Consider the following 6,556-nt stretch of genomic DNA (forward strand, 5'->3'; position numbering starts at 1 on the left):
CTTGGCGTTGCTGTCCCCGGACCCATAGACCTCAATGAAGGCTCAGTGGTGGAGCCGCCTCTGTTGACGAGGTGGAACAGGGTGCGCATCCGTGAGGCCCTGAGCGAAGCCACGGGGCTGGAGACCCTCGTTGACAAGGACGTCACCAGCGCGGCCGTTGCCGAGACATGGGCAGGTGGCGCAAGCGGGGCCGGCAGCTTTGTCTTCATGTATATGGGAACGGGCATCGGTTGTGGCATCGTGCTCAACGACGAAGTTGTCCGTGGAACCTCCGGCAACGCCGGCGAAATCGGGCACATCATGGTCGATCCTGCCGGTCCCTTGTGTGATTGCGGGCTCCACGGATGCGTCAAGTCCTCCTGCATCCCGCAGGTCTTGGTGGCCGAGGCCGAGGCAGCCGGTATCCTGGACGGTCACCGTGAAGGTGCGGACGGCCCCGAGGTCCAGGAACGCTTTGCCGAGCTGTGCGACAAAGCAGATGCCGGGAACCAAAAAGCCATTGCCATCCTGGACAAGTCGGCCACGCTCGTGGCACGTGCGGTATCGGTGGTGACCAATACCTTGGATGTGGAGCGTGTGGTCTTCGGCGGTCCCTTCTGGGGCCGGATGTCACCCTACTTCCTGGAGCGGGTTCCGGAGTTGCTGGATAAGAACAATGCTGCCCGTATGATCCATGACCTCGAAGTTGTAGGAACCGGAGTGGGCGAGGACGTTGGTGCGATCGGTGCCGCTTGCCTCGTTCTGGAGCATATGCTGGCACCGCGTGCCCAGCGGCTCCTCTTGGAAGGCTGAATCAGCACCACGTTTGACGGATTGGAGCACCATGGGCCGCCCAATGAAGTTAGCCGGATTGAATCGGGTGGCGGCGAAGTTTGCCGCAATCGCTTCACTTGCAGCTGTGGTTGTGGCAGCCAGTTCCTGTTCGCCCACCCCTGATGCCGGCAACAAGACGTTGAAGGTTGTCTATCAAAAAACGGATGCCTTCACCGCTCTGGATGCCGTCATGCAGGATGCCAAGAAGGAATTCGAGGCAGCCAACTCCGGTGTGGCCGTTGAACTTCAGCCCATTCAGGCCAACGATGACGATTACGGGACCAAGCTGGCGTTGGCGCAGCGATCCGGAGACACAGCGCCGGATGTTTTCTACGAGGACACGTTTAAAGTCCGTTCGGACGTCGACGCCGGCTACCTCCTTAAGCTCGATGGCTACCTTGAAAAATGGGCTGACTGGTCTCAGTTCAACGAAGCGGCCAAGGCAGCCGGCCGGGTAGATGACGGCAGCATTTATGCGGTGCCGCTGGGCACTGACACCAGGGCTATCTGGTACAACAAAAAAGTCCTCCAAAAGGCGGGCATTTCCCTGCCCTGGCAGCCGAAGTCCTGGGAAGAGATCCTGACCACTGCCCGTGCTGTGAAGGCATCGGATCCCAACGTGATCGCCTTCAATATGTACGCGGGCAAGGGGACCGGCGAGGGCACAGTCATGCAGGGCTTTTACGAGCTTCTCTACGGGACTGACAGCACCTTGTATGACGAGGACTCCAAGAAGTGGGTGGTCGGATCACAAGGATTAACTGACTCGCTGGCGTTCCTGAAAACCCTCTACGACGAAAAACTTGCAGTGAGCCCCGCCGAGGCATTGGATGCCAACGTCTGGAAGAAGGTCTTTGGCGAATGGTTCCCGCAAGGCAAACTGGCGGCCACCGTGGAGGGTTCCTACACGCCGTCGTTCTGGCAAAAAGGCGGCACCTATGAGTGGCCCGGATATGAACAGGACATGGGCGTCGCGATGTTCCCCACCCGGAACGGCCAGGAGCCCGGAGGAGTCAGCATGTCCGGGGGCTGGACGCTTGCGGTGGGCGCGAAGAGCAAAAACCCGGACCTTGCCTTCCAGTTCCTCACCACCGCACTGAACAAGAAGAACGCGTTGGCTTACGACATCAACAATTCACAGATTGCAGTCCGTAACGATGTTGCCGCGGACGCTGACTACTTGGCAGCCAACCCGTTCGTCAAAGACGTCTCCGACCTGGTGGCAGTGACTCATTACCGGCCCGCCACAGCTGACTATCCGAGGATTTCCACTGCCGTCCAGGTAGCCACGGAGTCAGTGATTACGGGGAAGCAAAGTCCCGAGGACGCCGCAGCGGAATACGATGCCACCGTCCGGAAGCTGGTGGGTGAGGACAAGGTCCTGGAGAAATGACCATCCGCCGCGCCATGCGGCTCCTGCCGGTAATTCCGTCGATTCTGCTGCTCCTGCTGTTCCTGCTGGCACCGGTGGCGTGGTCTTTTTACGCGTCTTTCACCGACGCGGGGTTAACGGGAAAAGCGGCGAAGGACCCGCAATGGGTGGGCGCTGAGAACTACCTCCGGATGTTCAGCGATGACTCGTTTCCGCTTTCTGCCTGGCTGACCTTGGTGTTCGTCGCCGCGTCAGCAGTGCTGGGCCAGAACATCCTGGGGTTGCTGATTGCCCTGCTGATGACACGATCCGGAACGGTGGTTTCTTCCTTGGTGGGCACGGCAGTGGTTGCAGCCTGGGTGCTCCCGGAAATCGTTGCTGCGTTTGCTGCTTATGCCTACTTCAACCGGGACGGAACCCTGAACCAAATGGTGGGCATGGTCGGTATCGAGGGGCCGGACTGGCTGTACTCCTTCCCCTTGGTGGCGATCATCCTGGCTAACACATGGCGGGGCACGGCGTTCTCCATGCTGGTGTACCGGGCGGCGTTGGCGGACGTGCCGCGGGACATTTCCGAGGCCGCGCTCATGGACGGTGCCCGGGGATGGCAAAGACTCACCTTCATCACGTTGCCGTTGATCCGGGGCAGCATCACCACCAACCTGATGCTGATCACCCTCCAGACTCTGGCGGTTTTCACCCTCATCTGGGTCATGACGGCGGGCGGTCCGGCCAACGCCAGCACCACCTTGGCTGTCCTGGCTTACCAGGAGGCCTTCAAGTTCGGTGACATCGGATACGGCACAGCGGTGGCATCGGTGCTGATCCTGTTGGGCATGATCTTTGGGGCCATCTATGTACGGCTTCTGAGGGAGCGGCGCCCGTGACCACCAGGGCGCTGCGAGCGCAGCTACGGAAGACAAGTACGACGTCGGGCGGCAGCTCCCGCTCCCGGGCGCGACTGTGGGCGAACATCGCCTTGGCAGTGGTTGGGGTGTGCTTTGTGGCGCCGTTGCTGTGGTTGCTCCTGGCCGCGGTAGATCCCCAAGCGGGTTACCAGACCCAGGTGCCGTCGTCGCCGTCCATTGCCAATTTCGCCGCCGTGCTGAACCCTGAGTTGCTGTTCCGGCCGTTGGCCAACAGTTTATGGTTGTCTGCCGGGACGGCTGTGGTGAATCTTCTTGCTGCCGTGCTGGCCGCGTATCCGTTATCCCGGTACCAGTCCCGGTTCAACAAACCGTTCATGTACACGGTGCTGTTCGGCACCTCGTTGCCGGTAACAGCCATCATGGTTCCCGTGTATGGGTTGTTCGTCCAACTGCAACTGTTGGATTCCATGGCGGCGACCATTTTCTTCATGGCGACCACCACCCTTCCGATGGCGATCTGGATGACCAAGAACTTCATGGATTCTGTTCCTGTGGAGCTGGAGGAGGCGGCCTGGATGGACGGAGCCTCGGCTATGGCTGCGTTGCGGACCATTGTCCTGCCGTTGATGAGGCAGGGGCTTGGTGTGGTGTTCATCTTCGTATTTATTCAGGCCTGGGGGAACTTCTTTGTTCCTTTCATCCTGTTGTTGTCGCCGGACAAGCAACCGGCGGCTGTGTCGATCTTCAGTTTCTTTGGCCAGCATGGGGCGATCGCCTATGGCCAGTTGGCTGCGTTCTCGATCCTGTATTCGGTCCCGGTGCTTCTGCTGTACACGCTGGTGTCACGGGGCATGGGGAACTCCTTTGCCCTGTCTGGCGCAGTGAAGGGATAGCTGGCGCCGTGAAGGGGGTGGCTCAGTCGATGTCCTCGATGATCTGGCCGTAGGGTATGGACTCATCCAGGTGGGCTTGATGCCCGGTGGAGCCCGTGTTGTAGGTGATCCGGACCCCGTGGCGTTGGTCAGCGGCTGATTGAAGGAGGACGGGCCGTACTGCGTCAATGACGTGCTGGTCCTGGGCGGCGAGGTAGTTCTGGTAGGCGGCTGGTAGCTGATGCATGGCAAAAGGATAGACCTCGAAAGGCTGCATGGGGAGGGGTCCCCATTGCGGCCCTGAACGGGGAGGGCTTGGATAGAGTGGCCATGCAGGTGGAACTATCCAGTGCCCGGAATCGGACGCCGGCACCTGCAAGGAGATGCCGGACGCCAGCGAGGGGACCACGAGTGCAACAGACCACAGCCACGGCCGGAATCGACGCACCGGACATGGCCCGGGCCCAACAACTCGTGGGCAGCATCATCCGGAGTTTTGAGAACAAGGTGGTGGGCCAGTCGCGGCTTCGCGAGACCCTGGTTATCGGCTTGTTGACCGGGGGTCACGTTTTGCTGGAAAGTGTCCCCGGCCTTGCCAAGACCACTGCCGCGCAGGCCATAGCGGAGTCCGTCAGCGCAGAATTCCGCCGGATCCAGTGCACCCCGGACTTGCTGCCGAGCGATATTGCGGGCACCCAGATTTTCGATGCCGCCAAGGGTACGTTCGTCACTCAGCTGGGTCCGGTCCATGCCAACATCGTGCTGCTGGATGAGATCAACAGATCCAGTGCCAAGACCCAGAGTGCCATGTTGGAGGCCATGCAGGAACGCCAGACGTCCATCGGTGGCGAGTCCTATCCTTTGCCGCAGCCGTTCCTGGTGCTTGCTACGCAGAACCCGATCGAGCAGGAGGGCACCTACAGGCTCCCCGAAGCCCAGATGGATCGCTTCATGCTCAAGGACGTCCTGGACTATCCGAGCCCCGCTGAGGAAGCCGAGGTCATCCGCAGGATCGACGCCGGGGTTTTCGACGCCGACAGGACGCCGCCGGCTGCTGCTTCCCTGGACGCTGTGGTCCAGGTCCAGGAACTGGTGAAGAGGGTCTACATCGACCCCGCCATCGTCAGGTATATCGTCGGCCTCGCCTACGTCACCCGAAATGCTTCCCAGTACCTGGAACCCCGCCTGGCGAACCTGGTGGAGTTCGGGGCCAGCCCCAGGGCCAGCATTGCCTTCAGCCAGGCAGCCCGGGCATTGGCCTTGCTGAACGGCCGGGACCACGTCATTCCCGAGGACGTTAAGAGCCTTGCCCACCGCATCCTGCGGCATCGCATCATCCTTGGCTTCGATGCCGTGGTTGAAGGTGTCCCGGTGGAAGCCGTTATTGATGCTGTCGTGGCGTCTGTCCAGACGCCGTAGCGGGGACAACGAGTGCCCAGCTTGCTTCGCCGGGTTAAGTCGAAGATGTTCATCTTCGCCCACCGGAGGACACTTACCCTGCTCGATGGCGAATACGGCTCGGTCTTCAAAGGCCGCAGCCTGGACTTTGATGAGCTGCGGGCCTACGTCCCCGGCGATGAAGTCAGGGATATCGATTGGAAAGCCACCGCCCGGCACGGATCGCCCCTGGTCAAGCGGTATGTGGCAGTTCGGCGGCACTCAGTGCTGTTGTTGGTGGACACCGGACGGACCATGGCTGCCCAGGCGTTGTCCGGTGAGTCGAAGAAAGACCTCGCTGTGCATGCCGCGGGAGTCCTGGGATATGTGGCGTGCCGCCACGGGGACGACGTCGGCCTTCTCCATGGGAACGAGGCCGCAACCCGGTACCTCCCGCCCCGCAACGGCGAGGAGCACTTGGAACGGTTGCTGCAGGAGGTTGATGCGAGCGTCGCCGTGGACGGCCCGGCCAGTTCGCTCGCGGAGCAGTTGGATTACGTCCTGAGGTATCTGAAGGGACGCCTGCTCATTGTTGCCATCGCGGACGAGTTCATGCCTGATTCCCGTACTGAGGGCTTGATGCGCAGGCTTCGAGCCCGGCATGAAGTCCTGTGGCTTACCGTGCGGGACGCGGACCTGACACCCCTGGCTGGCCGCAACTCCCCGCAGAGTACGGATGTGGGGACGGGACAGGGTATCCCGGCGATCCTGGCCGGGGACCGCAAGATCCGGGCGGCGTATGAAAGTGCCATGGCCGAACGCGAAGAGCGCCGCAGCTCGATCTTCCGCCGCGTGGGCATAGCCGAGGAACAAACCTCCGGCAGCGATGATGTCCTTTCTGCTGTTTTTGCCCTCCTGGAAAAGCACCGGTCCGGTGCCGTCCCGGCCAAGGCTGCCGCCGGGGGTGGCAACCGTGCACGATGACGCGGGATTCTACGCACCGCTCCCGTACCAGCAGTTGTGGTTCTGGGTCGGGCTGCTGGCGCTGCTGCTGGTGTGTGCCTGGTATGCCTGGATCTTCCGGCCCGCGCGCCGGAAACATACCCCAACCCCGGGGAGGACGCTGCCGGACCTGGATGCATTGCGCTCGGCGTGCCTCACGGCGATCAATGCAACAGCAGAGGACGCCGACGCCGGACGCATACCAGTGCGCGACGCCCACCAAAGACTCAGCTTCCTCGTGCGGGAGTTTG

7 protein-coding genes and 1 pseudogene are annotated in these 6,556 nt (G+C 61.5%); 7 read left to right on the forward strand and 1 reads right to left on the reverse strand.

Translation table 11 applies throughout. The annotated features are described in order from the left end of the window. The 4 genes from HP499_RS18775 to HP499_RS18790 form a co-directional block, all read left to right on the forward strand. The coding region (locus HP499_RS18775; protein WP_172325688.1) for an ROK family protein at positions 1–792 on the forward strand (792 nt) is incomplete at its 5' end. Between the two features lie 43 nt (positions 793–835). After that, the gene (locus tag HP499_RS18780) at positions 836–2,206 is read left to right on the forward strand and encodes an extracellular solute-binding protein (RefSeq protein ID WP_172325689.1); all 1,371 of its coding nucleotides are present in this window, start codon (positions 836–838) and stop codon (positions 2,204–2,206) included. After that, entirely contained in the window at positions 2,203–3,072 is an 870-nt protein-coding gene (locus tag HP499_RS18785; protein ID WP_172325690.1) for a carbohydrate ABC transporter permease, read from the forward strand. Before HP499_RS18780 ends, HP499_RS18785 begins: the two co-directional genes overlap by 4 nt. Further along, on the forward strand, positions 3,069–3,947 hold the full coding sequence (locus tag HP499_RS18790; RefSeq protein ID WP_375154259.1) for a carbohydrate ABC transporter permease: 879 nt from the start codon (positions 3,069–3,071) through the stop codon (positions 3,945–3,947). The genes HP499_RS18785 and HP499_RS18790 overlap by 4 nt, the downstream gene beginning before the upstream one ends. Positions 3,948–3,969: 22 nt before the next feature. Here the strand turns inward: HP499_RS18790 and HP499_RS18795 are convergent, their stop codons facing one another. Further along, complete coding sequence (locus HP499_RS18795) at positions 3,970–4,173, reverse strand: hypothetical protein (RefSeq protein WP_253951685.1); 204 nt, start codon at positions 4,171–4,173, stop codon at positions 3,970–3,972. A 164-nt stretch (positions 4,174–4,337) separates the two neighbouring features. On the opposite strand from HP499_RS18795, the gene HP499_RS18800 reads away from it, so the two are divergent. The 3 genes and pseudogenes from HP499_RS18800 to HP499_RS18810 form a co-directional block, all read left to right on the forward strand. Continuing rightward, positions 4,338–5,345, forward strand: a complete 1,008-nt coding sequence (locus tag HP499_RS18800; protein ID WP_309138424.1) for a MoxR family ATPase — start codon at positions 4,338–4,340, stop codon at positions 5,343–5,345. Positions 5,346–5,357: 12 nt separating this feature from the next. Then, the gene (locus tag HP499_RS18805) at positions 5,358–6,287 is read left to right on the forward strand and encodes a DUF58 domain-containing protein (protein ID WP_172325692.1); all 930 of its coding nucleotides are present in this window, start codon (positions 5,358–5,360) and stop codon (positions 6,285–6,287) included. After that, a pseudogene (locus tag HP499_RS18810) lies at positions 6,268–6,556 on the forward strand (hypothetical protein); the annotation flags it as partial. The gene HP499_RS18805 and the pseudogene HP499_RS18810, both read left to right, overlap by 20 nt.

The sequence above is a fragment of the Paenarthrobacter sp. CM16 genome, from assembly GCF_013179505.1.
Taxonomy (GTDB): domain Bacteria; phylum Actinomycetota; class Actinomycetes; order Actinomycetales; family Micrococcaceae; genus Arthrobacter.